The organism is Fibrobacter succinogenes, from assembly GCF_902779965.1.
Taxonomy (GTDB): Bacteria; Fibrobacterota; Fibrobacteria; order Fibrobacterales; family Fibrobacteraceae; genus Fibrobacter; species Fibrobacter succinogenes_F.
Window position 1 is genome coordinate 1 of record NZ_CACZDK010000035.1, and the last position, 23,424, is coordinate 23,424.

At 48.3% G+C, this 23,424-nt stretch carries 18 protein-coding genes, 1 tRNA gene and 1 pseudogene; 15 read left to right on the plus strand and 5 right to left on the minus strand.

Features of this window, described 5'->3' with window-relative positions; genetic code table 11:
- Both HUF13_RS13930 and HUF13_RS13935 read left to right on the plus strand, forming a co-directional pair.
- Positions 1–820 (plus strand): annotated as a pseudogene (locus tag HUF13_RS13930) (NADP-specific glutamate dehydrogenase); the annotation flags it as partial.
- A gap of 99 nt (positions 821–919) precedes the next feature.
- Positions 920–1,354 (plus strand): dUTP diphosphatase, encoded by a 435-nt coding sequence (locus HUF13_RS13935; RefSeq protein WP_173475695.1) that lies wholly within the window; start codon positions 920–922, stop codon positions 1,352–1,354.
- A 250-nt stretch (positions 1,355–1,604) separates the two neighbouring features.
- Here the strand turns inward: HUF13_RS13935 and HUF13_RS13940 are convergent, their stop codons facing one another.
- Positions 1,605–2,588, minus strand: coding sequence for a S26 family signal peptidase (locus HUF13_RS13940; RefSeq protein WP_173475696.1), 984 nt, complete (start codon positions 2,586–2,588; stop codon positions 1,605–1,607).
- Positions 2,589–2,603: 15 nt separating this feature from the next.
- Positions 2,604–4,424: a translation elongation factor 4 gene (gene lepA / locus HUF13_RS13945; RefSeq protein ID WP_173475697.1), complete on the minus strand. Its 1,821-nt coding sequence runs from the start codon at positions 4,422–4,424 to the stop codon at positions 2,604–2,606.
- 140 nt (positions 4,425–4,564) lie between these two features.
- Between lepA and HUF13_RS13950 the strand changes: the two genes are divergently transcribed.
- Together HUF13_RS13950 and HUF13_RS13955 are read left to right on the plus strand one after the other, a co-directional pair.
- Positions 4,565–5,089 carry a peptidylprolyl isomerase gene (locus tag HUF13_RS13950; protein WP_072828022.1) on the plus strand — a complete coding sequence of 175 codons (525 nt, stop codon included), beginning with the start codon at positions 4,565–4,567 and terminating at the stop codon, positions 5,087–5,089.
- A gap of 2 nt (positions 5,090–5,091) precedes the next feature.
- Positions 5,092–6,180, plus strand: coding sequence for a hypothetical protein (locus tag HUF13_RS13955; protein WP_173475694.1), 1,089 nt, complete (start codon positions 5,092–5,094; stop codon positions 6,178–6,180).
- A gap of 218 nt (positions 6,181–6,398) precedes the next feature.
- Here the strand turns inward: HUF13_RS13955 and lexA are convergent, their stop codons facing one another.
- Positions 6,399–7,052 carry a transcriptional repressor LexA gene (lexA, locus tag HUF13_RS13960; RefSeq protein ID WP_173475698.1) on the minus strand — a complete coding sequence of 218 codons (654 nt, stop codon included), beginning with the start codon at positions 7,050–7,052 and terminating at the stop codon, positions 6,399–6,401.
- 184 nt (positions 7,053–7,236) lie between these two features.
- Between lexA and HUF13_RS13965 the strand changes: the two genes are divergently transcribed.
- The 3 genes from HUF13_RS13965 to HUF13_RS13975 all read left to right on the plus strand — a co-directional run bounded on the left by HUF13_RS13965 (position 7,237) and on the right by HUF13_RS13975 (position 9,843).
- A tRNA-Pro gene (locus tag HUF13_RS13965) sits at positions 7,237–7,310 on the plus strand.
- Positions 7,311–7,927: 617 nt separating this feature from the next.
- Complete coding sequence (locus HUF13_RS13970; protein ID WP_173475699.1) at positions 7,928–9,577, plus strand: endo-1,4-beta-xylanase; 1,650 nt, start codon at positions 7,928–7,930, stop codon at positions 9,575–9,577.
- Positions 9,578–9,669: 92 nt separating this feature from the next.
- Positions 9,670–9,843 carry a hypothetical protein gene (locus tag HUF13_RS13975; RefSeq protein ID WP_173475700.1) on the plus strand — a complete coding sequence of 58 codons (174 nt, stop codon included), beginning with the start codon at positions 9,670–9,672 and terminating at the stop codon, positions 9,841–9,843.
- 30 nt (positions 9,844–9,873) lie between these two features.
- Here HUF13_RS13975 and HUF13_RS13980 read toward each other — a convergent pair whose 3' ends face one another.
- Positions 9,874–12,003 (minus strand): thrombospondin type 3 repeat-containing protein, encoded by a 2,130-nt coding sequence (locus HUF13_RS13980; RefSeq protein WP_173475701.1) that lies wholly within the window; start codon positions 12,001–12,003, stop codon positions 9,874–9,876.
- Between the two features lie 248 nt (positions 12,004–12,251).
- Here HUF13_RS13980 and HUF13_RS13985 point away from each other — a divergent pair, with 248 nt between their 5' ends.
- The 6 genes from HUF13_RS13985 (at position 12,252) to HUF13_RS14010 (ending at position 18,409) form a co-directional block, all read left to right on the plus strand.
- Entirely contained in the window at positions 12,252–12,467 is a 216-nt protein-coding gene (locus HUF13_RS13985) for a hypothetical protein (RefSeq protein ID WP_173387455.1), read from the plus strand.
- Entirely contained in the window at positions 12,464–14,827 is a 2,364-nt protein-coding gene (locus HUF13_RS13990) for a LysM peptidoglycan-binding domain-containing protein (protein WP_173475702.1), read from the plus strand. The genes HUF13_RS13985 and HUF13_RS13990 overlap by 4 nt, the downstream gene beginning before the upstream one ends.
- 106 nt (positions 14,828–14,933) lie before the next feature.
- Positions 14,934–15,674 (plus strand): ankyrin repeat domain-containing protein, encoded by a 741-nt coding sequence (locus HUF13_RS13995; RefSeq protein ID WP_173475703.1) that lies wholly within the window; start codon positions 14,934–14,936, stop codon positions 15,672–15,674.
- Positions 15,675–15,818: 144 nt separating this feature from the next.
- Positions 15,819–16,649, plus strand: coding sequence for a dihydrodipicolinate reductase (gene dapB, locus HUF13_RS14000; RefSeq protein ID WP_173475704.1), 831 nt, complete (start codon positions 15,819–15,821; stop codon positions 16,647–16,649).
- Positions 16,650–16,726: 77 nt separating this feature from the next.
- Complete coding sequence (locus tag HUF13_RS14005; RefSeq protein WP_014545089.1) at positions 16,727–17,743, plus strand: ABC transporter permease subunit; 1,017 nt, start codon at positions 16,727–16,729, stop codon at positions 17,741–17,743.
- 126 nt (positions 17,744–17,869) lie between these two features.
- Positions 17,870–18,409, plus strand: coding sequence for a hypothetical protein (locus tag HUF13_RS14010; protein WP_173475705.1), 540 nt, complete (start codon positions 17,870–17,872; stop codon positions 18,407–18,409).
- Positions 18,410–18,566: 157 nt separating this feature from the next.
- Here the strand turns inward: HUF13_RS14010 and guaA are convergent, their stop codons facing one another.
- Complete coding sequence (gene guaA, locus HUF13_RS14015; protein ID WP_173475706.1) at positions 18,567–20,402, minus strand: glutamine-hydrolyzing GMP synthase; 1,836 nt, start codon at positions 20,400–20,402, stop codon at positions 18,567–18,569.
- 148 nt (positions 20,403–20,550) lie between these two features.
- Between guaA and HUF13_RS14020 the strand changes: the two genes are divergently transcribed.
- On the plus strand, positions 20,551–22,050 hold the full coding sequence (locus HUF13_RS14020) for a PEGA domain-containing protein (RefSeq protein WP_173475707.1): 1,500 nt from the start codon (positions 20,551–20,553) through the stop codon (positions 22,048–22,050).
- A 9-nt stretch (positions 22,051–22,059) separates the two neighbouring features.
- Complete coding sequence (locus tag HUF13_RS14025; RefSeq protein WP_173475708.1) at positions 22,060–23,337, plus strand: FISUMP domain-containing protein; 1,278 nt, start codon at positions 22,060–22,062, stop codon at positions 23,335–23,337.
- Positions 23,338–23,424 lie beyond the last annotated feature (87 nt).

The window sequence follows — 23,424 nt, forward strand, 5'->3', positions numbered from 1 at the left end:
GGACGTTCCGGCTGGTGACCAGGGTACTGGCGCTCGCGAAATCGGTTACATGTTCGGTCAGTACAAGCGCATCCGCAACGAATTTGTGGGCGTTCTCACTGGTAAGGGCCTCTCCTACGGTGGTTCTCTCGCTCGTACCGAAGCTACCGGTTACGGCCTCTGCTACTTCACTCGCGAAATGCTCAAGGACCTCGCTAACGACTCCTTTGAAGGCAAGACTGTCGTGATCTCTGGTTCTGGTAACGTTGCTCAGTTCGCTTGCCAGAAGGCAACTCAGCTCGGTGCTAAGGTTGTTACCGTTTCTGACTCCAACGGCTACATCTACGACCCGAACGGCATCAATCTCGACGTCGTTCTCGACCTCAAGAACAACAAGCGCGCTCGTATCAGCGAATACGCCAAGCTTGTTCCGGGTTCTGAATACCACGAAGGTTCTAAGGGCGTTTGGACGGTCAAGTGCGACATCGCTCTTCCGTGCGCAACTCAGAACGAACTCGACCTCGAAGGTGCTGCTAACATGCCGTCTACTCCGGAAGCTATCGAAGCTTTCCAGAAGGCTGGCGTTCTCTTTGGACCTGCCAAGGCTGCTAACGCTGGTGGCGTTGCTACCTCTGGTCTCGAAATGTCTCAGAACTCTGAACGTCTCTCTTGGACATTCGAAGAAGTTGATGCTAAGCTCGAAGGCATCATGAAGAGCATCTACGCCGCTGCTTCCTCTGCCGCTGTCAAGTACGGCCAGAAGGGCAACCTCGTCATGGGTGCAAACATCGCTGGCTTCCTCAAGGTTGCCGACGCCATGAAGTGGCAGGGCGCGGTGTAATTTCCGAAGGAAATTACCACTCTAAAAAGTCCTCGGTCTCGAAAGAGCCGGGGGCTTTTTTTAATCGCATCTTTTGCCAACTATTTTTATATTTGCGTCATGGCTTCTCAGACAATAAAAATTCAGTATCTCGACGAATCGATCCCGAAACTCACTTACGTTGGCGGCAAATCCGATTGGATTGACCTTGCTGCGGCAGAGACTGTGACGCTTAGGGCAGGGGAGTTCCGCTTGATTCATCTGGGAGTCGCGATGAAGTTGCCCGAAGGCTACGAGGCGCATATTGCACCGCGCAGTTCTACGTTCAAGAACTTTGGCATCTTGCAGGCCAATTCCGTAGGCGTGGTGGATTCAAGCTACTGCGGTGCCAATGACTGGTGGAAAATGCCTGTGTACGCCACTCGCGATGTGACGATTGAAAAGGGGAGCCGTATTGCTCAGTTCCGCATTATGGAACAGCAACCGAAGATTGTGTTCGAAGAATCGGCGCTCGAAGATAAAGATCGTGGTGGCTTTGGCAGCACTGGTATTTAATCTTTAAACAAACAAAATCTATTTCGTAAATCTTTTATTTTTGTGATTTTGCAATCGGTTGTTTGCAAAATGTAGTCCTATTTTGTTCTAGAAATGTTTGAAATGTTAACTTTGAAAATGGTGTTTGTTTTTCAAATGGTGTTGGTGGTGTGAATGCAAGGCTATTTGAAAATGAATCAAAAAATAACGAACAAATGGAAGAAATGTTGGTGTCTTTTATGTTTAACTATTCGATGGAAATTTCAAAACTTTAGGTTTTGGTAGCCTTTTTATTGGGCTTTGTTTCGGGCTCTTTGTCTTGCTTGGGTTTGTTTTTTTTCGGAGAACCCTTCATTAGCATTTTTATAGCCCTTTTAGCTTGCTCAATGCGTGTGTCAATTCGCTTTTGGAATTTGTTTGCAACTTTGTTGGCGCGACCAAGAATTCTGTTTTGGGTAAAGTAACCGATTTCTCTCGAGTCTGCGCAGTGGCTAGACTTTTCGCAGATGAGATAGTAGCAATCCTCGGGAACGACGTAGAATGAAATCTTGGAGGAGTCTTTGGCGCTGTATAGTTCGCGCTTGATGCTGATGGGCGTGTTGCCCGGTTCTGCAAGGAATATCTGGAGTTCTACAAGGAATCGGTCTTGCCATGGCATGTAATCGATTTCTTGCAAGCTGACAAGGCGGTTCCCGAGCTTGGTGGAACCGATGCGCTCGATGGGCATTTCGCGATTGCCTTGCCAAAGGCTGGACTTGACGTAGATTTTTTCGTTCTGCTCGTGCATGAGCGAAATCAAGTAGTCTTGTTCCACATCATTTAGTTTATCAAAACGTAATGTATCGCCCTTGCGCGGAATGTAGATGCTGCGCGTCTCGATAAAGGCGTCTTCACCGTTCCACTTGAAATTGCGGTGCGGTGTATAGACTTTGCCGTTGTTCGTGATGGTAATGGAATCGCCCGGCCCGCCCAAAACTCTGCGTACCATGTTGTCTTGGTTGTGCAAGATGCCCCAGACAAAATCTCCTTCCTTGATGTCGTCGGTGCAGCGGGGGAGTTTGCACATCCACAAAATGCTGTTCTTTTTGAACTTGGGATAAAGAGAATTGTCTTGGACGCGGACCGGTTCTATAACATAAGAGCGTACGCCAATCATGATGGCGAGAACAGCACCGAGTATAAAGACGAGGAAAAATACGTGCGCCTTGGAATGGCGTCGTTGTAATGATTTGACTTTACGATCGAGTGCTGACATGGCTCTATAATACAATTAATCGTTGTTGCCGTTGGAATCGTCGCTGAGCGAAAGCACGGCGAGGAACGCCTTCTGCGGCACTTCCACAGAGCCGATGCTCTTCATGCGCTTCTTACCTTCCTTCTGCTTTTCGAGGAGCTTACGCTTACGGGTGATGTCACCGCCGTAGCACTTGGCAAGCACGTCCTTGCGGACTGCCTTCACGGTCGAGCGGCTGATGATCTTGCCACCGATGGCACCTTGGATGGCAACGTCGAACTGCTGGCGTGGAATGAGGTCCTTGAGCTTGACGCAGATGGCGTTAGCGTAGGTGTTGGCCTTGTCGCGGTGGATAATCACAGAGAAGGCGTCGACCGGGTCACCGTTCAAGAGAATGTCGAGCTTGACGAGGTTGTTGCGCTTGTATTCGCTCGGCGTGTAGTCGAGGCCTGCGTAGCCGCGGCTCAAGGACTTGAGACGGTCGTAGAAATCGAACATGATTTCGGCTAGCGGGAGGTCGTACTTTAAGATGACCTTCGTTTCGTCGATGTATTCCATCGTTTCGAACGTGCCGCGCTTTTCTTCGCAAAGCGTCATCATGGCGCCGACATATTCCTTCGGTGTAAAGATTTGGGCCTTCACGTACGGCTCTTCGATATAGTCGTAGCGGCTCGCGTCGGGGAGCTTGGACGGGCTTTCGATTTTCACCATGGAGCCATCGCTCATGTAAACGTGGTATTCCACGTTCGGCACGGTCGTGATGATGTCCACGTTGAATTCGCGGTCCAAACGTTCTTGCACGATTTCCATGTGCAAAAGTCCGAGGAAGCCCGTGCGGAAGCCAAAGCCGAGCGCTTCGGAAGTTTCCGGTTCCCAGCAGAGCGCGGAGTCGTTGAGGCGGAGCTTTTCGAGGGCTTCGCGCAAATCCTTGTAGTCTTCCGGGTCGATGGGGTAGATACCTGAGTAAATCATCGGGAGCACATCCTTGTAACCCGGGAGCGGTTCTTCGGCCGGGTTGGCGGCATCCGTGAGCGTGTCACCGATTTTCACGTCGCTAATCGTTTTGACGTTTGCAAGCACGTAACCGACCATGCCTTCGGAGAGTTCCGGACGCGGGTCGCGGCGCATGCTGAATGTACCGACTTCAGTCACTACGTATTCGCCACCGGTCTTCATCATGCGGATTTTCATGCCCGCCTTGAGCGTGCCTTCCACAATGCGGATGTAGTTGATCACGCCGCGGTAAGAATCGTAAACGGAGTCAAAGATGAGCGCCTTGAGCGGCTTGCCGGCGTCGCCCTTTGGGGCTGGGATTTCGTCGACAATCTTGTCGAGCACCTGTTCCACGTTGAGGCCAGTCTTTGCAGAAATGCGGGGAATTTTGTCCGGATCGTAGCCGAGCAGGTCTCCAACGAGTTCGGCGATGTGGTCGGGTTGTGCACCCGGAAGGTCTACTTTGTTCAAAACCGGAATAATCGTGAGGTCGTTTTCGATGGCGAGGTAGAGGTTCGAAAGCGTCTGGGCTTCGATGCCCTGGCTTGCGTCCACGACGAGAATTGCACCTTCGCAAGCGGCGAGGGAACGGCTGACTTCGTAAGTGAAGTCCACGTGCCCCGGGGTGTCGATCATGTTCAAGATGTATTCTTCGCCGTCCTTTTCGTAAACCATGCGGATGGCGTGAGCTTTAATCGTAATGCCGCGTTCGCGTTCCAGGTCCATATCGTCCAGGAGCTGGTTCATCATTTCGTTTTTGGAAACGGTCTTGGTCAGTTCGATCATTCGGTCGGCCAAGGTGGATTTGCCGTGATCGATGTGGGCGATAATGCTAAAATTACGGATATTGTTGTTTTGCGGCATATTAAAATGTTGAAGAGTTTTTGCGTAAATATAGAAATCTTGTGCCTGTTTTATGGAACTCGCTGTGAACCCTTTAAAAAAAAACTATATTCTAGTTGAACAATTTGTTCTTTTATAACGATAACGACGGAAGATAAGCTTTGTTTAAAAAGTTCATTATTTGCAGTGCTTTGTGCCTTGCCGCAAACGCTTTTGCCGCGGGTAAAGTTTTTAATAAGGATTATACGGGGACGACCCAAATTCTTGCCCTGATTAAAACTCATGAAGGGGTAATTGAGGTGGACCTGAATTTCAAGGCTGCACCCAATACCGTAGCCAACTTTATTGATCTCGCCAATTCTGGTTTTTACAACGGTCTTGTTTTTCACCGTGTCATCCAGGGTTTCATGATTCAGGGCGGTGACCCGAATGCCGATGGAACGGGCGGTCCCGGTTACACCATCGACGATGAAAAGAACGATCTCAAGCATGAAACCGGCGTGATTTCGATGGCTAACAGAGGCCCGAATACCGGTGGCTCGCAATTTTTCATTACGCACCTGCCGCAGCCGCATTTGGACGGCAAGCACACGGTGTTTGGCAAGGTCATTAAAGGACACGACGTCGTATGCCGCATTGACCCGAATGATCCGATTTTGAACATTACAATTGTGGAAAAGAAGTAAATATGAGTTCCAAAAAAGCGACATCTAAAGCGCCTGCAAAGGCGAGTGCTTCTGAAAAAAAAGCTGCAAAGCCAGCACCAAAAAAGGCTGCTCCGGCTAAGGCAGCCGCTCCGGCAAAGAAGGTTGCTGCAAAGCCCGCTCCGGCAAAGAAGCCGGCTGCAAAGGCTGCTCCCGCTCTTACAAAAAAGGCTCCGGTGAAGGCGGCGCCTGCAAAGGCTGCTCCGGCCAAGAAGCCCGTCGCAAAAAAGGAAGTTCCTGCAAAAAAAGAATCTGTAAAAGCTGTGAAGGCCGCACCTGCTCCGACAAAGAAGCCGGCTGCTAAGCCTGCTGCCGAAGTTTCAAAGAAACCCGCTCCGGCAAAAAAGGTTGAACCGGCAGTCGAGGCCAAGGCTCCTGCAGCTCCGAAAAAGGCTGTCGAAAAAGAAGTTGTAAAGGAAGTCGAAAAGAAAATTGAAAAGGAACCGGTCCAGGAAGTTGTAGAACAAATTTCCGAAAAGATTCCGGAGAAAGTTCCTGAAAAGGCTCCAGAAAAAGCTAAAATTGAGGCCCCCGAAAAAGTTGAAGTGAAGAAGGCATCTGTGAAGTCTGATTATCCGTATGCAGTTTTGCTTGAAGGTGGCAAGAAGCCTTGCAAGTTCATCATGTTTGTTGAAATTGACGAACAGGAAGAACGCGCCAACAAGAAGAAGGTTACCTCAGAAATGAAGAACCTTGAAAAGAAGCCTACTTCTGCAATCCGCCACAAGATTTCTCTTGCCGAAGAAACGCAGGAAGAATTGACGGAACGCATCTTGAAGGAACTTGAGGAACAGAACGCCGCGTTCACGCGCGAAGCTGCAACGCAGATTTGCACGCGCTGCAACAAGAACCTCGTGTCTCCGGAATTCTGGGTCGATAAGCATCTCGGCTACTGCGAAGAATGTGCTGCTATTTTGCACTTGGGCCAGTCCAAGGAAGCCCGCAAGGTGGAATACCAGTTGGGCGCCATGGGCGGTGACTCTCTCGATGAAGTGGAGGACGATGATATCGAAGGACCGGATGCAGCAGCCTTGAAGGAAGCCGAAGAAGAACTCGCCGATTTCGACGATTAATCCTTCAAGAGTTAGAATAAAATAAAAAACCGAGGTTGAATGCCTCGGCTTTTTTGTTAATTGTCATCGCACTGCGCGTTGTGTGGCATTGGCTTCTTTTATTGCGTCATGGCGGACTTTATCCGCCATCTAGGTTGCGTTGCGTCATTCAGAGAAGTGACGCAAGCTCGTCTTGAGCTTGTCGAAGGAATGAATCCAATAAAATTATTGTAAATAAATTAATTGACTTTTCTCATCACGCCGATGACGCGGCCTGCAATCGTAAAGTCTTTTTTGTTGTTCACAATAATCGGCTTGTACTTCGGGTTTGCCGGACGGAGTTCCACGTGGTCTGCGCTCGGGTGGTAGTACTTGACCGTAGCTTCGTTATCGATTTGTGCAACGACAATTTCGCCAAGGTCTGCTGTCTTTTGCTGACGGGCGAAAATCAGGTCGCCATCGAAAATGCCGGCGTTGATCATGGAATCGCCTTTGACGCGCAGTGCAAAAACATCGCTGCGGCATGCGAGAAAGTCTCTGTCGATTGTAACGGTCCCTTCGAGGTTCTGCACGGCAAGAATCGGCGTACCGGCGGCAACACGGCCAACAATAGGAATCTCAATCGTATTGCTTGCGACTTCCGTATTAGATTCTTTGTCGTCACTCAGAATCTCGATACCGCGGCTGAGACGCGGAGAGCGGTTGATATAGCCTTTCTTGATGAGGGCGGCGAGAATGGAACGCACACCGTTCGTAGAAGAAATGTCGAAGTGGTTGCCGATTTCGCGGACCGTAGGCGGCATGTGGTTTTCTTTTGAATACTTTTTGATGTATTCGTAGATTTCTTCCTGTCTGGCCGTCATTTCCTTGCGGTTTTCATTATTTTTTTCCATTTTTTGCCTCTCGTCATAAAGGGTTCTGGAATTTATTCAATATAAATATAATGCACAACTGGGCAAATGTCAATATTTTCAGTGCACAAAAGTGAAGTTTTTTTGAAAATTTCTGTTTAAGATGAAATTTTTTTGCCAATAAGTTCATTTTTTATTCCATTTTTTTGCTATATTTGGAGCACTTCGGGGTGTAGCTCAGCCTGGTAGAGCGTCTGCTTTGGGAGCAGAATGTCGTCAGTTCGAATCTGGCTACCCCGATACGAAAAAGGACCCCTCGTGGGTCCTTTTTTCGTATCATAGGTAGCCAGATCAGCTTCACCGAAGGTGAAGCCCGGAGGGCAAAACGCGAAACGAAGTGAGCGTTTTGGCCATCTGGCTACCCCGCGATGCGTAAGCAGCGGCAAAACCGAAGCCGGCGCCGCCACAAAATTCGCCAATGATTAAACGGAGAGAAATCGTATGGAGAATTTTGCGCTACGTCGTAAGACGTAGCCCGTAGGGTTCGCGCCGCTCGGCGTAGCCGAATAGCGGCAAGAACAATCTGGGCTACCCCTGACTAAAAACAATTCGAAATAAAACTTCACTGGATTCTTCCGCCTTCGGCGTCAGAATGACGAACCACCCGGAGGGCAAAACGCGAATAGGTTCAATTTCCCCATTTATCGTTTCTAGATCTATTGTGTGTACACTTGCTACACATTTCTTTGCATTTACGTTTTTGTAAACTTAAAAATCGGCCCAAATAGCTCGAAAAATGCGGTTCGAGTATATATTTGGACCAGAAATAATTGGATCCTTCACTATCGTTCAGGACGGTAAAAACGTAACTAACGATTATAGAATGTTCCTGCTTGAATTATAAACGAGGAAATCGCATGATTTTAATGAATAAGAAAGCCCTAGCATTTGTCGCTGCATTTGCCATGGCGTCCTCAATGCCGTCTTTTGCGCAGTTGAATAACGGCGATATGGAATACGGTGACGGTGGCTGGTATCTGTGGAATAATCCTGATGGCCCGGCAAAAGCGGAATCGCAGATTGCGGTGCAGGGGCTCGGCGTCGATGGATCGCAGGGCGCAAAGGTCGTCGTGAAGGAACTTCCGAATCCGTGGTGGGGCTTGCAGCTCCAGCCGCCTAAATTCTTGGCAGACTCCGGCTTTTACAAGCTCACGTTCAAGGCCAAGGGCAACATGCCCATCAATTCCGTGGTGCAGGGCGGCCCTCCGGACTACCGCCAAAAAGAAAGCGCTTCGTTTGATTTGACGGACAAGTGGCAGACTTACGAAATGATTTTCCTTGCCGACCAGAAAGGCTATGGTCTTAACAATATTACATTCCAGATTGGCCTCAAGAAGGGCTGGATGCAAATCGATGATGTAGAAGTCGAAAAAATGGACGAAATGTCGGACCCGGCATGGTTCGAAGGGGCTGACGCTCGCATTGATAGCCTGCGTAAAGCGGATTTCGTTGTCAAGGCAAATCCTGGTGAAAAAGTCCACGTGAAGCTTTTGCGCCATTCGTTCCCGTTCGGTACGGCGCTTGCGCTTTACGATACCAAGGATAGCATTGAAAATTGGTACCGCAATGCCGCCAAAAAGTATTTCTGGCATGGCGTTTCCGAGAACCAGTTCAAGTGGCCGGAATACGAACCGAAAAAGGGCAAGATTAAGCGTGAAGAAATGAAGGAATACACCGACTTCACGGCGCAAAATCATTGGAAACTTCGTGGTCACGCTCTCATGTGGAGCCATCAGGGCTATGGCTTCGACAAGCATTACAGCAACAAGGGTAGCTGCGAAGAAATGGCCGAAAAGCTCAAGGCCCGTATCTATCGCGACCTCAAGGAATACAAGGGTAAGATCACGGAATACGACGTGTGGAACGAACCGATTCACGAATCCTGGACGTTCAACAAGTGCGGTTGGGAAGTTCTCGACAGCGCTTTCGTTTGGGCTCACAAGGCTGACCCGAAGGCGATCCTTTACATCAACGATTACAACGTTGTGGCTGCTGGCGAAACGGATCGCTATTATGGTTTGATTAAGGGTATGCTCGACCGCAAGGTGCCTGTGATGGGCATTGGCGTGCAGTGCCATTTTGGGCTGCGTCCGGTAATTCCGGGACTCATCAAGGCTCGTCTCGATAAACTTGCATCTCTTGGCCTTCCAATTAAGGTGACAGAATTTGACGTTGGCGATTGGCAGGTTGGCATGAACGACTCCGAAGAAGTTCAGGCTGAAAAGTTCGAAACGTTTATCCGTACCGCATTCAGCCACCCGGCTGTGAATGGCATTGTGTTGTGGGGCTTCTGGGACAATCGTCACTGGGTCAAGAACGGTGGCATGATCGCTTCTGATGGTCGCGAAAAGCCTGCAGCAAAGTGCGTTTACGACTTGTGGCACAAGGTTTGGACAACCGACCTTTACGCTACTGCCGACGAAAATGGCGAAGCCAAATTCCGCGGATTCAAGGGCTATTACCAAGTCAACGCTGGCGACAAAAAGTACCAGATTACCGTGAAGTAATGGCTCTTTCGTCATTCCGAGCCCTTTATGGGCGAGGAATCCAGTCAAGTTTTAAAGCCGCATCATGCGGCTTTTTTACTATCTTGCGTTTTATGAAACAGAAAATTCCCGGAATCCTTTTTTTACTTGCCATGCCTCTTTCCGTCCTCCTTTACATCAAGGTGGAGGCTCTTTCGGGCTCTGAAATTCTCGGGCTTTTTTCTGCGGTGGCGCTTTACGTAATTGTAGCGCTCGTCATTGCTTTGTTGTTTAATAAAAAAGATTAGGATTCTCCGATCTGGGAGAATCCTTGAGCGTTATTCTTGAGCGAAATTGTGCGGAATCAGTCGAACTCCAACGGGGTTCAGCTTTGTGTGCCCTCGTACATTTGACGGCAAGTGCAAACCGTATCCCGTTGCTTTAAGTCGTTCTTCCTTGATTCCTTTGTTCACAAGAAAATCGTAGATGACTGTCGCGCGAGCTTCTGAAAGCGATTGCGGAACCATCGCTTCTCCTTGCTTTACGCTGCACTGGATTTCGATGGCGATTTTTTTGTTGTGTCGCATAATCGAGACTACATCGCTAAATGCTGTATAAGCAGAATTTAGCGGCTTGTCCGTTCCCTTGTGGAATTGTATTCGCCTTGCGATTTTATCGAGGTTTTGCTTTTCGCGAATCGGGCATCCGTTGGCATCAACTTCTGTGCCGTCGAGTGTGTTGGGGCAGTTGTCGAGGTAATCGAAAACGCCGTCTCGGTCAGAATCTATGGGGCAACCTTCGTTGTCCACAGGCGCATTTTCGGGCGTGTCGGGGCATTTATCGTTTTCGTTATAAACGCCGTCGTGGTCAAAGTCTAGGCGGCAACCCAGGCTATCCACCTTCATTCCTTTTTCCGTATTTTCACATCGGTCTCTGTAGTCCGGCACTCCGTCTTCGTCTGAGTCGATGGGGCATCCGTACATGTTCACAATTTCTTTTTCAAAACTGTTCGGGCACTTGTCCCATTCATCGGGAACGCCGTCGTTATCTCTATCCAAGAAACATCCGTATTTGTTCACGTTGAGCCCTGCCGGTGTGTTGGGGCAAGAATCAAGTGCGTTTGGAACACCGTCTTCGTCATCATCGCGAACACAGCCGTTTTCGTTAACGTCTTCGCCGGCTTCTGAATGTGGGCATTTGTCTAGTTCGTCTGGAATGCCGTCTTTGTCTGCATCGCGAATACAACCAAATTCATCAACTGGGTATCCTTGCTTTGTCTCGGGACAACTGTCCTTGTAGTCTGGAACGCCGTCTTCGTCGTGGTCGAACGGGCATCCGTGACCGTCGATTAGCACTTCTTCGGGGGTGTCGGGGCAAAGGTCCAAGTCGTCTGCAATGCCGTCGTTATCTTGGTCGGGAGCGCAACGGAATTTTCTTTCTTTTAAGGACAGGCCGGACTTGGGGCATGAGTTCATGCGTTCCTTGTAATCTTCAATCCTGCCACTGAGGTCGAATGTGCGGCTGAATTTGATAGAGGCTGCAATGGGTGGGCTTCCAGGAACGGTGTAAGAATAGTGATGTCCTTTGTTTTTAACCGTGATGGCATGCCCATGGCTGACTTTACGCTTTCTGAACAGGTCCATGCCAAGGTCGGCGTTGATCGAAAGCGTCGTGAATTTCGGGAGCCTGACCTTTAAGCCTGGAGAAAATCTCAATTGATCGTTCATGAACCCACGTAAAATATCCTTGGAGCGGATCCATGTTTCTCCAGAAACTTCGAGGACCATTGAAACCCATTCGTATGGGAAAAGGTTAAAACCGGTACCATAGACAAAGATATTTTCGTCATTTCCAAAATTTCTCAAGACACCCGCATAGTTGTTCCAGTTCACGTTCCTGTGGATGTTCATGGTCAAATAGAGCGTTCCGGCCATGGAAAAGTCCGCTGAAGAATAGGAATGCGTGAGGTCGCCTTTATGGATGTACCAGAGGTGCCTTGGGCGCAGTCCCTTCTCGTTTGTTCCGCTTGGAATAAACACTTCGAGTGCGGCGGCGATGTTAAAAAGATCTCTTAGCGACTGGTTCGGAAGTTGAGCCTTGACCATAAGTCCGAGGTCGCCAAAACCCAAACCTTTGAGTCGCGTTCCGCCGGCATCGCCATCGTAGTGGACGTTGATGTTGAGCCCGACTTCGAGGTAATCGAGAACACCGTAGCCGATGTACCCTAGAACCGTATTCGATGGGGACTTGGTCAGTTCCCTTTGTTTGCCGTTTTCATCGACAATATAGCCTTCGAGACTGGCTGGCTTATTGCTACTGGCCATCTCGAATCCGCCCATAATAAACAGGTCGCCAGGACTTAGCGTTCGAGCTCCAGGAACGTGGATTCCGCTTGAGTTTATGGAAAAACCAGACTGCGCAAACGCAAAAACGGCGCAAACGAGAAGTGTTAATAGAAAATGTTTCATTTTTATAAAGAATTTAGACATTTTTTTGGAATATCTGTTTGCATTTTAAAATTTATGTATATATTTGACTTCCGAAGTGAGAAACAAGAACTCCGCAAACAAATTGCCATCATGGCATCGGAAATCGCAAAGGGCGTACAAGGTCAACAGGGTTATTATAATCTTGCAGATTGTAGCGGCATTTGCGATGTGTGGAGTTATTCTATATGGCATGAACAAATTGATGTAAAAACCGGAGGAATGCTTATATGAATAAGGCTTACTATTGTGGTCGTCGTCCTAAGAGTGATGCGTTCGATGATACGCCGGATCCATCATACTTGGGCGAAGAAGATGATTTGATCAAGGAAGAAGAAGAACCGCAAGAAGAAGAAGTAGACGAAGAAGTTGATTTTGACAAGCCATCCTTTGGCCGTAACCCCATTTGGTCCGACTACGGCGAGGACATGGATTTCGACCAGTGATATGGTCGAAGACATTTCTTAGACTCGGCATTGCATTTGTTCTCCTAATGTTGACCGCCTGCGCGTCCAAGCAGGCGAATGTTGCCGCGTCACCACAGGGGAGGCCTATTCCGTCGGAAAAGGTCGGTATTGATGTTCCCGGAACAAATCCTGGGAAAGAAATTGTTGGAGATTCTACAAGGCCTTCTTGGGTCTATTACCAATATGGTCTTCAGGCCATCGACAATCACGAATGGGCGGTTTCCAAGCATTATCTCGAAGAATCGCTCCGTTTGCTCGTGACCGAAAAGTACGACCCTGCAAAGAGTCGTTTAACGCGTTCCGAAGACTCTATTTATAAAATGCAGATGCCCGTGCGGATTGTCCAGGCGTTAGAAGATGTTTACCCGAACCTTTCTGAGCAAGAAGGGGAGGATTCGACTTATGTCGATAGCCTGTCGATTGATGGTGTGGACGCTTACGACGAAAATGCGGCCGACAGTGCCTCGATCCGTGTGATTGAAAACTTCCTGGATACCGTTGATGCCGGGCGTTTCTCGCTCCCCATTCGCTTTAACGAGCGCGTCATGCAGGAAATCTATTACATGACGACAACGGCACGAGGCTTCATTACAAGGTCGCTTTCGCGTAAAACGGCTTACGATTCCTTGATTTATACAAAGCTTGCGCAAAAGCGCATGCCGCGAGACCTTATTTACTTGGCATTGGTTGAATCCGGCTTTAACGTAAAGGCTTATAGCCGTGCAAAAGCTGCTGGCATGTGGCAGTTTATCCCCGAAACGGGTATCCGCTATGGACTGGATGTCGATTTTTGGGTCGATATGCGACGCAATCCAGAATTGGCGACCGATGCCGCTTTGAGCTACCTCTCGACTTTGTACGCTGAATTTGGCGATTGGCTTTTGTCGATGGCGGCTTATAACTGCGGTGAAGGCCGAATCCGTCGGTTGATTCGTGAAAAAAAGGCTGATTCGACATGGGGTGACCGTCCAGTAACGTATTGGGATTTGCAGCTCCCGCAAGAAACCATGCATTATGTGCCGCGAATCCTTGCGGCGATGGTGATTGGGCATTTCCCAGATCATTATGATGTGGCGATAAATAAGCGCCATTTGCCGGCATTCGATACCGTGACCGTCTATGATTCGTTCTCGCTCGATGAAATTGCAAAGTTCCTGAAGGTTCCCGAAGATACACTCCGTACGTTGAACATGGAACTGACCATGTGGTGCACGCCGCCGAACCGCGATGCCTATTTGCTCCGCTTGCCGTATGGAACACGCGCCTCGTTTGTCCAGAACTACGACCGCATGGAAAAGAACGGCTTTTCGAGCTGGAGGCAGCATAAAGTCCGCAAAGGCGAATCGCTCGGGAATATCGCGCAGCAATATGGCGTCCGCGTGACTGAAATTCAGCGTGCAAACGAAATGAAGAAAAACGCAAGGCTTAAAGTGGGCCGTACGCTGCTGATTCCGATAAAGGTCGCTCCGCGCCGCTCTACAGGCAAAAAGCCTTCGAAAGTACGCACGTACATTGTCCAGCTTGGGGATAACTTAGCCTCCATTTCTCGTCGCTTTGGCGTTTCTCAGGAATCTTTACGTATTTGGAATAACATTGAGCCTGGGTATAACGTTAAAAAAGGCGATACCATTTACGTTTCTAAACCAGACCTTAAGCCGACAAGCTTTGTGCAACAGCGTGTAGCGCTTAAGAAAGGTGAAAAGTACATCGTTAAGGCGGGCGATACCTATGCCCTCATCGCTAAACAATATAAAGTTCCAGTGTTCCTCTTGTTGCAGGCGAATAACGGCTTTACCAAGCGCCTGACCATTGGCGATTCCCTTTCTATTCCGGCGTATGTTCGCCCACCGCGCAAAATGTCCAAGGCAACCGATGACGAAATCCCGGTGATCGAAGCGTCTAAGGGCGTTGATTCTTCCGATAAAAAGTCGAACAAGTCTAAAAAGACCGTAGAACCGGAGCCTTCTAAAAATTCCAAGAACCAGCCTGTCAGCACGACAATTATCTATACGGTCGAGCCCGGCGACAACTTGTATGCTATATCGAGAAGGTATTCAACAACGGTGAGCGCCATCCGTGAAATGAACGATATGGGCAATTCTTCGAACATCAAGGTCGGGCAAAAGCTCAAAATTCCGGGGGCTGCGGCTCCGGCGCCGAGCGGACCGAAGGTCGAAGAAATTATTCATGTTGTCAAAAGAGGTGAGGGCCTTTGGGATATTTCGCGCCAATACGGCGTGACCATTGAAGATATTGTGAAGTGGAACGACCTTAAAGACACGAAAATCAAGATTAACGAGAAGCTAAAAATTAGGACAACAAAGAAAATCAAGAAATAGGGGTTTATTTTCAATAAAAAAAGTGTAAATTCGTGTTTTTTTTGTTATAAATTGAAAAAAATAGTGTAGTTTTAACTTGAAAAATCAAAAATCATTGGAGTATAATATGAAAAAGAAACTCTTGGCTCTCTGTGCTGCTGGTCTTATTTTTTCCTTGACTGGCTGTGAAGAAACCATGGACCCGAACGATCCGCAGTCTGTTCGCAGATATTTGACGAAAAAGCAGATTGGCTTTACGCCGAACCAGTTCGTCTCTTATGCCGTCAATAGCGATACCGCCAAGATGACACTTTTCCTCCAGGCTTCTTTCGAAATCGACCAGCCGGCAGACAACGGTAACAACGCTGTCGCCATTGCTGCCAACAAGGGCAACATGATGGTGCTCAACTATTTGTTCGACCATGGCGCAAAGGCCGATGTTCGCAATGGTAATGGTGAACCGGTTATTGACAATGCTGTCATGATGGGCAACAAGGAAGTTGTCGTTCGCATTTTACAGCAACTCAAGAAAGAAAACGTAGACCCGCAGACTTTGGCCTCGGCTGTGCATATTGCCGCCAAGACCGGTAAGGCCGACATGCTCGAAGTGCTTGCTAATGCTGGCGCTCCGCTCGAAGCTCGCAGCCCGGATGGCTACTTGCCGATTCATTGGGCTGTCAAGTCTGGCAACTACGATGCTATGATGTTCCTCATTGGCAAGGGTGTTGATATTAATGCCAAGTGTGGTCAGGGCTATTCTGTGCTCGACTGGGCAACGAACGAAGGCTATACTCGCCTTATCAATGCTTTGAAGAAGAAGGGCGCAAAGCTCACTCCAAAGTACAAGCTCGACTCTCGTGGCAGATAAGCGAATCTTTTTCGGCTTGAATTTAGAGGACGGGTTTAATGCCCGCCCTTTTTTTACCTTGTCATGCCCGCCAACGAACGGGCATCTCCTTTTTTTATGTGTAAATTACTATCTTGTCAATCGGAAAAAACAACAGGAGATTTTATGTCCGTTCAAGTGATGGTTAATGGTATTCCGGGAAGCATGGGCCGTATTGTGGCCGAAACATGCGTAGCCCGTGGTTTGGAACTTGTCCCGTATTCTTTGACGGGCGAAATTATTGTCGAAAACGAAGCCGAAGTTGCTGGCAAGACGATTCAGCTCTTGAAGCCCTCCAACCGCGAAGCCCGCATTGGCGAAGTGCTTGCCAAGTATCCGAACATGATTTGCATTGACTACACGCACCCGAGCGCTGTGAACGACAACGCCGCCTTCTACGTGAACCACAAGATTCCGTTCGTGATGGGCACCACTGGCGGTGACCGCGAAGCTCTCGCCAAGCTCGTTGCCGATGCCAACCACCCGAGCGTGATTGCTCCGAACATGGCTAAGCAGATTGTCGCATTCCAGATGATGATTGAATACCTCGCTAAGGAATTCCCGACAGCTTTCAGCGGCTACAAGCTTTCTGTGGTGGAAAGCCACCAGAAGACGAAGGCCGACACGAGCGGTACGGCGAAGGCCGTTGTGGGAGACTTCCAGAAGATGGGATTCGATTTCTCCGTTGACGATATCGAGAAGGTCCGTAACGAGAAGGAACAGATGGAACGCATGCACGTGCCTGAAGAATACCTCGGCGGCCATGCATTCCACACTTACAGCCTCGATAGCGAAGACGGCACTGTGCATTTCGAATTCCAGCACAACGTGTGCGGCCGTAAGATTTACGCCGAAGGTACCGTCGATGCCGTTAACTTTCTCGCTTGCCACATTGCAAACGGCACCGCAAAGCCGTTCAACATGATGGACGTTTTGCGTTCTGGAAAAATGAGATAAAATAGTAGACAGTAGACGGTAGGAAGTTGGCTGTAATTGCGACCTTCCTACTTCCTACTTCTTACTTCCTACTGCCAATGCGTTCTTATATCCTTCGTCGTTTGCTTTTGATGATTCCGACTTTAATCGGAATTTCATTGGTGTGCTTTATCTTGATCCAGCTCTTGCCCGGCGGCCCTGTGGAAGAGTTGATTTCTCGTGCACAGCAAGCGGCTTCGATGAAGGGTGGGGTAGATGCGTCCAAGGCTCTATCGCCGGATCAAATTGCGCAAATCCAGGCGTACTTTGGCTTTGACCAGCCCGCGTGGAAACGTTACCTCACGTGGCTTTGGAACGTGTTGCACTTGAACCTCGGGGAAAGCTATACGTACGGACTCCCGGTCTGGGACGTTATCGTTAGCCGATTCCCGATTTCCTTGTTCTTTGGCGTGACGTCGTTCTTCCTGAGTTATCTTATCTGCATTCCGTTGGGGCTTTGGAAGGCTGTGCACCACGGAAGCAAACTCGATTCGTTTACGAGCGGTCTTATTTTTTCGGGCTACGTGATGCCGGGTTATGCGCTTGGCATTTTGCTTATCATCTTCTTGGCGGGCGGTTCGTACTTGGACATTTTCCCGCTAGGCGGGCTCACGAGCGATGACTTCGAGGATTTCACGTTCTTTGGGAAGGTCTTTGACTTGGCGCAACATTTGGCGCTCCCGATTTTCTGCTACATGATTAGCGAATTTGCGTTTCTCACGTTCCTCATGAAAAACTCTGCGCTTGAGGAATTAGGCCGCGATTACATGCGAACAGCTTTGGCAAAAGGCCTTAGCTTTAAGCAAGCGCTTGTTCGCCATGCTCTCCGCAATGCGCTCATCCCGATAGCGACTCGCCTTTCCGAAATTTGCACACTCATGTTTGCAGGCGCACTCCTTATCGAAAAGGTTTTCGATATCGACGGCATGGGACTTTTGTATTACAATTCCATGGTCAACCGCGATTACAACGTGGTTATGGGAATCATCTTCCTCAGCAGCCTCATGGCGATGGTAGGCCGCCTCTTCAGCGATATACTTTATACGCTCGTTGATCCGAGAATCAAGTTCTCGTAAATGAAACGCCGAGTGAGGAAATCTCATTCGGCTTTTTTAGTAACTATAAGAATTCTTATTTTGCATGGCCTGCAATTGCCGAATTATGTATTTTTCTGTAAGGAATGAATATTTTTAAGGCGTAAAATGTCACCGACGATGAAATACTTCTTGCTTCTACTTTTATTTGTTTTGAATGCCGCGGTGTTTGCTGCCGACAGTTGCGCAACGATTGTAAATAACGTTCCTAGCAAATGGGATTCTGTCGAGCATGAATGGATGGCGGTGAATGGGAAATTGGTTGAACTTCGGGTGTTCAAGAACGTGCATGATTCCGATTTCAGCGGAAATCCTGTCATAACGTTCCGCAAAAGAGATGTAGAGAAAGGTTACAAGATCATAATAGATTCATTAGTCTATCATGATGGATCCTATGTTGTGGAAGAATCCAATTGGATATTGAATATCATAAGGCATAGGAATATAGATGGCGTTCTTCAGTATACCATTTTTGAAGGGGATAAAATAGCCCAAATGTACGAGGTTGGCCAAAAGAAAGAAAAACTGTACGAATCTGATGGAAGCCTTCATCCAATGTATCGCGAGGTTCGGGGGGATACAGCTTTCTGGAATCTTAATTATCGAGCGCCTGGATGCGGCTTCGGTCTAAAATTAGATGATGATTAGCTAAAATGAAAAAGCCGAGTGAGAAAATCTCATTCGGCTTTTCTAGTAAATTCGCAGCACTCGCCTTACTGACGCTTATGCCTACGGCTTCAGCGTCTGCTTGTTCGCCTCGGTCATAAAAATGAGCAAGCACATTTTTGCGACACTCGGCTCCGCGCTACTCCCACTCAATAGTTCCGGGCGGCTTGTGCGTCACGTCGTACCACAGGCTGCCAGCACCTTCTGCTTCGAACTTGCGCCAGAGTCCGGCCAGCATGCCCTGGTCGATTTCGGCGAAGTTTGCGGTCATGGCTTCGGTGGAATTCACCGGGCGCATCACGATGCAGGGCTTGTTTGCCGTGCGGAGCGGGACGAGTACCACAGGCATCTGCCAAATCTTTTCGTACAAGTCGTTTGCCTGCAAGAATTCAGTACAAATGTTGTCGAACTTGCGGAGCGTATCGAAGTTTTCGCGGGTAGCGTACTGTTCCACAAGCTTCGGGTCTTCATCGGCCATGCTACCAATCTGGTAAATCACGCGGTTGATTGCCTTGAAGCGGTTGGCAAGTTCGGTGGAGAACTTTTCGCAATCCTTCCAGCTTAAGCCCGGAGTGGTGATGAGGAACGGCTGTGCGTAAGTACGGCCATCGCCCTGCACGCCCACGCTCTTAATCGGGAGCAGGCGGCCTGCAATGTTGTTCGCCTTCAGGTAGTCGGCGAGGGACTGGCCAGAAGTATCCTTCACGTCTTCGAACTTCACCATGTCGCTGGAGAGCTTGCCGTCGCTGCAGAGCAGGCGAACGCCGAGGCCCGGACCCGGGAACGGGTGGCGCCACACGAGGCTGTGCGGAATGCCGAGTTCTTCGCCGAGCGCGCGGACTTCGTCCTTGTAAAGGTCGGCGAGCGGTTCGAGCACAAGGCCCTTTTCCATGAGGTCCAAGACTTCCTGCACGCGGTTGTGGTGCGTCTTGATCTTGTCGGCGTTCTTGGTGCCACCGCTTTCAATGGTATCGGGGTAGATGGTGCCTTGCGCCATCATCCACTGGTTCGGATCGAGGTTGAGCTTTGCCATTTCCTCGTCCTTCACTGTCAGGAATTCTTTACCGATGATGCCGCGCTTGGTTTCCGGTGCAGTCACTCCGGCCAGCTTAGCGAGGAAGTGTTCGCTTGCGTCGCGCACTTTAAGATTATTCATCCCCTCGGCCTTCAAAAATTCCATAATCTTCTGGGATTCGCCGAGGCGCATCATGCCGTTATCCACGTGCAAGCCGAGAACCTTTTCGGGGCCCAGCACGCGATTCAAGAGCACGAATGCCACAGTGGAGTCCACACCGCCAGACACGAGCAAGAACACCTTGCGGTCCTTGACCTGGTCCTTGATGCGCTGCGTAATGAGCGGCAGGTAGCTCTTCATGTTCCAAGTCTTCTTCGCGCCCGTGAAGTCGATAAAGTTTTCGAGCAACTTCATGCCGAACTTGCTGTGCGTGACTTCCGGATGGAACTGGATGCCGAAAATCTGGCGTTCGGGCTTGTCGCTGTCGAACGCGACGGCCGCGATTTCGCAGTCCTTGGTGCTGGCCACGATCTTGTAGCCTTCAGGGAGCTTCGTCACCTGGTCTCCGTGGCTCATCCACATGGGGCTAGCCTTCGGGAGGTCCTTCAGAATCGGGCACTTCTCGTCGCCCACGATAAGGTCGGCGATGCCGTATTCCTTGACCTTGCCCGGTTCCACGTGACCGCCCAACTGCTGGGCGATGAGTTGGTGACCGTAGCAGATGCCGAGCTTCGGCACCGGGAGGTCCAAAATCTCGGGATTGTATTCTGGGGCGTCGGCCGCATACACGCTAGATGGGCCACCACTGTAGATGATTCCCTTCACGCCTTCCAGTTCGCTGACCGGGGCGGCAGGGGAGTGGATTTCGGTAAATACGCCCAAACGGCGCACGCGGTTAGCAATCAGGTGGGCGTACTGCCCGCCAAAGTCCAAAACGGCAATTGTATCAACGTTCTTCATACGTGCCAAAAATAGAAAAAAAGGTCTATTTGCTTAGTGTTTTTTTTTACCCCCTATTGCTTTTTTCTGAAAAAAACTATTTATGATTTATCGGTTTGCATATCATTTGCAAGCAAATTGATTTTTTCAAAAGGGGAGCACTTTTAAAATGATGAACCGGCTTTTATCGGCAATATTTTTATTGCTTTTACTCGTAACAACGCCGTTTGCAAAATTTGTCGCCGTTCTCGAAACTATTTCTGACGACAAGGATTTGTTGACGCTTTCGGAGCGGCATTATCTCACTAACATGCTCCGAGAACAGGCCGTGCTTGAGCTACCAGCCGAATTGAACTGGACCATCATGACCCGTGAAAACATTTTGATGATGCTTCCTCCAGGAAAATCCATCGAAGAATGCGAAGGAAGTTGCCTTGCCGAAACGGGTAAGAATATTTCTGCCGACTATGTGGCTCAAGCTAGAATTGGACGCGTCGGAACAAGTATCTCGATTAGTGCAGAACTTTATGAAACGGCGAGCAGCAAGTTAGTTGCAAGTTTCAATGGACTTGGAACAGACGTGAACGCATTGATGGAGGTTATCAAAGCCAAATCTCCAGAGTTCTTTAGAAAAGCTCGCGGCGGCGCCACTGGCATTATTCGCACAAGCATGGATGGACATGGCAACCAGTCTTTTGTTGTCAATGTATCGACGAATCCGTCTGGTGCAGCTCTGAGTATTGATGGAAGACCAATCCCGCAGTGTGCAGCAACTCCGTGTAAAATACTTGTAGAAGCGGGTTCTCACCGTTTTGTTGCGGTGTTGGAACATCATGAAGATGGAGAAGGTCAGTTTGCTATAAACGAAAATGGGCAAGATGTTTCGATAAATCTTGTGCCTCGTTACGGAACGTTGAATCTTGATTTCGACTTCAAAATGGGCGGAAACTACGAGGATTTGAACATCAAAGTGGATGGTCGTCGGGTTAAGGCATCGAAAAAAGTTTTGATGGATCCCGGAACGCATGAAGTATCCATTAGCCACCGTTGCTATGCTTCGATGTCTTTTAAAATAGGCATGTTTAAAGACAAAGAAGAGACTTTCAAGGAATCATTAAAACCGATAGAAGGAGGGCTTTCGCTCAAGGCTCATTCAATAGCAGGTGTCGAACAGTCGTTGCCTGTTTATGTTCGTGGAACGAAGGTTGGACAAACACCTTATCTTGGGACAATTCCGGTTTGTTCGAATATCGAAGTTGAGGATAGTAATGGTCGCCAAAAGATAGATGTTACAATGAATGCGGGCGAGGTTACTGAATATGATTATGTTGTACGAGAAAAAGAACGAGTGATTCCAGATTCTAGCAACGGAGATTTAATTTCTAATAATTTGAAAATTGGCGAAAGCATTCCCACGAATGTGGAACAACCCCAAAAGAAATCGCGCACAGGGCTTAGAATTGCGAGTGGTGTTGTGTCTGCTCTTGGCATTGGTACATACATTTTCAGTGAAATCATGATGAAGCGTCTCTCTGAAAGGGAACCTAGCGAAAAAAAGGAATACGATTCTCGACTAGACAATATCCATACTTTTATGATGGTTCGCGGAATAGGCTTAATAACAGGTAGTATTGGACTTGTTGGTTTGGGCTTAACGTTCGTGTTTTAGGGAGGAGTTATGTTAGACGAAAGACAAAAGACCTTGTCATGCTGGAAAAACTTTGCAACGATTGCATTTATTGCATTAATCTTTGCAGCGTGTACCGATTATGATGACGTATTCGAAGATAATTTTGGATATGGGCAAAGTAGCAAAGGAAGTGAATTTGATTCCAATGCAATGACTTTAAAAGACAATCGTGATGATCATGTCTATAATGTGGCTTGGGTGGGTTCTCTTTACTGGATGATGGAAAACCTCTCTTATGAGTACTACAGCACAGGCAAGGATTATTACCTTATTACAGCTTGCCCAACAGAGACTGTGAATGGAAAGGGCGATTGCGAATCAACCGGATTCCTTTATCCCGGTAAACGTCTTGAACATGCATGTCCGAGTGGCTGGCGCTTGCCTAGTCTTGAAGAATGGCATGAGTTTTATAACTCATCGGAATTTCAGAGCCAATCTGGAAGTGTGCCTTATAAGGGATACATTGGTGGAGACCATTCTTGGAACCAGAATAGAGAGGCTGCATTTTATTGGGCAAGCGAATACCGTACGGGTAATTACAGAAATTGCATTAGCTTCACATCAGGGCGCAATTCTTTTGAATCCGGTAGCTTATGCCATGAACAGTGGAAAATGGCCGTTCGTTGCGTCAAGGAGGCTGGTGCGGAACTTCCTTCAATTGACAATGAACGTGTTAAAATAAATGTTTATGTAAAGCCAACAGCTTATCAAAATGAATCAAATTGTACTGTAGCAAATGGATGGCAAAATTGCAGTGATTTCTTTATTAAAGTTGAAAACATGAGTTCAATTGATTTGCCGGAAGTTCAACTTCATTTTTATCTTGGTGCTTATGATGGCCTAGAAACGTCTGTTAGTTGGATTAGTTCATCTTTCGATGCTAATGGGAAGGCTGCGTCTTTTCCGCAAATTAGTTTTGGCAATCAAACGAAGGATGACTATAGAAGATATTATTTGCCCATCAATATTCAAGGTACGCTATATTCTGGAGGATATACTGTTTTTCAAGTAAAGTGGTTAAATGCAACATTTGCTGAATTTGATCGAAAGGCGTGGTCCTTGATGCCGCAAACAGATGCTTATGCTCTTGAATATTTTGAAGGAATTGATCTCACGCAAGCTCCATATTTTACTGGTTCTGAAACCCAAGAAATCGAAAAGAATTCAAGTGGCGAAGAGGTAAATGCTTATACGCTTGATCCCTATATTCCCGTATATTATCGGGGTAAAAGGATTTCTGGTTATGCTCCAGGCGATAAAGAGTGAATTTATGAGGAGCTAAAGAATTAGATATGTTCCTCCTCGCGGAGGACAAGGTTTTTATTACGTAATCTAAAATATCTAATAAGACAT